The 2,116-nt window shown below is 31.8% G+C and carries 2 protein-coding genes; one reads left to right on the top strand and one right to left on the bottom strand.

Annotated features, from left to right (window positions below; all coding sequences use genetic code 11):
• Positions 1 to 166: 166 nt before the first annotated feature.
• The gene (locus AC3DU7_RS32095) at positions 167 to 847 is read left to right on the top strand and encodes an SAM-dependent methyltransferase (RefSeq protein WP_488043276.1); all 681 of its coding nucleotides are present in this window, start codon (positions 167 to 169) and stop codon (positions 845 to 847) included.
• Between the two features lie 248 nt (positions 848 to 1,095).
• On the opposite strand, the gene AC3DU7_RS32090 is transcribed toward AC3DU7_RS32095, so the two are convergent.
• Positions 1,096 to 1,644: a CAP domain-containing protein gene (locus AC3DU7_RS32090; RefSeq protein ID WP_488043275.1), complete on the bottom strand. Its 549-nt coding sequence runs from the start codon at positions 1,642 to 1,644 to the stop codon at positions 1,096 to 1,098.
• Between the last annotated feature and the right edge of the window lie 472 nt (positions 1,645 to 2,116).

The raw sequence follows: 2,116 nt of genomic DNA, 5'->3' as shown, positions 1-2,116 counted from the left end.
TGTCGTCGGAAAATATCTCATACCAATTTGGAAAAAGAATGTTACGAATAATAATAGCAATTAAAAGACTTTATAGGAGATATCTAGGGGACGAAAAAGATAAATTATGATCTAATAAATAGTATCAAAGCTATTCATTATGAATCCTGACTCCTAAGAAATAACTATGACAATTAAACTAGAAAAAATCGTACCTTGGGGTCGAAATCTTGACGAATATATTTCTATGTTCGACCTTACTTCAGAAGAGAAGAAATTAAAAATTCTCGACTGTGCAGCAGGGCCGTCAAGTTTTAATTATGAAATGACTTTTCAAAGATATAATGTCATTTCCTGTGACCCAATATATAAGTTTAATACTGATGAAATTTCTCAACGTATTCAGGCAACTTCTCAAAATATTATTGACCAAGTAAAGGCAAATTATGATACTTTTGTTTGGCAAAATCTACAGTCACCAGAAAATCTGCTAAAAGTCCGAATGGCAGCAATGGAAACATTTTTATTAGACTTTCCTAATGGGTTTCAGCAAAAACGTTATTTAACTGCTGAATTGCCGAAATTGCCTTTTGATAATCACAGATTTGATTTAGCTTTATGTAGCCATTTTCTATTTTTATATTCCGATCGTCTCTCAGCAGAATTTCACCTAGAATCAATTTTAGAAATGTGTCGAGTTGCTAAACAAGTACGCATTTTTCCTTTACTTAAACTTTCTGGAGAAATTTCACTATTATTAACACCAATAATTGAAAAATTAACGACTCAAGGATATAGGGCAGAAATTAAAGAAGTAACTTATGAATTTCAGAAAGGAGGTAATCAAATGTTACAAATATTTGTTTGAAGAAGTCGGATGATTAGTTAAGGCTTGCGCTCATAAAATTGTAATCAATATCTGTAAAGGCTTCCAAGGTTAAATATTGCTGAGGGAGTGCAAGGTTTTTGGCTGTTTTTGCCTCAAAATGCTAATACTTTTCCCCTGACAATGTCGAAAATTTGGTCGTAGTAGATAGTCTAAACTGTTGCCTGTTGCCTATCATCACCATCAGACTTTTTCAGCAAACCCTAAGTATTAAAACAGACATAATACTTCTATCTAGTTTTAATAAAAATTTGATTAAAGAAATATGTTCCTTCAGAGTTTTGAGCAATACCAATACCACTTAAATTATAGTCACCTATCATATTTTTATGATGACCAGGACTACCTATCCAACCTTGAACAGCTTGTTCTCCAGGATTATTATAACCAAAATTATTAGCTAGATTTTCTGCCACACTTTTGTAAAGAATTTTTTGACTAATTACTTCTACTCTTTCTTGAAAACCATCATGGCTAAAAGTTGTTTTGCCACTAGCCATTTGTTGAGCATGAATTCTTGATTGTTGAGCAATAGTATTATCCCACTGGAGAGGTGGTAAGTTTTGAGATTTTCGATATTGATTTATTTGGGCAAATACAGATTTTTCTAACCCATTTACATCAGGTGAAATTGCTACTCTTGGTCTAGAAATAGAAGTTGGTCTGGGGCTTTGAATTTCTGGCATTTCTGGCAAATTTTTAATGACTTGTTGATAATTACAACTACTCAACAATATTGCCAGACTCCAGAAAATTTGTTTTAAATATTGATGATTCATTCGTTAATCTACTCTCTGCTATGTATAACTTCTTTAAACTCCACTTTTTGAAGGCCGAGCTGTTTCAAAAAGCAATAATGCTCAGGAATTTCGGTTAGCAGCTTCTTTTTGAAGGGGAGTTTGGGAAGATTGAAATACTCTAATTATTATCTTTCAATATCTCTTAATAAATCAAGGAATAAGAAAAAATGTACATTAGAGTAAACCTCTTAAACAATTATACAACTATCACTAATTAATTGACCATGATTTGTGATAAATGGCGGAATTATTGGGGTAATAACTGATTGATTGTTAGCTTCTCGATTGGCTACTTCTAAATTGAGTTCAAATATAAATTTTAGAGACTCCTCATTATTTTTTATTTCATAAGCAGAACGTACTTTACTATCAATATTTTCCTGTGCTTTTAGCTCAAAACAGCTTCCGTAATAGTGCCGAAATTATTAACAATATAATCTAATCCTACTTT

The sequence above is a fragment of the Okeania sp. genome (genome assembly GCF_983059655.1).
The sequence above is the reverse complement of the archived record's forward strand: the minus strand, read 5'-3'. Positions and strand labels throughout refer to the sequence as shown.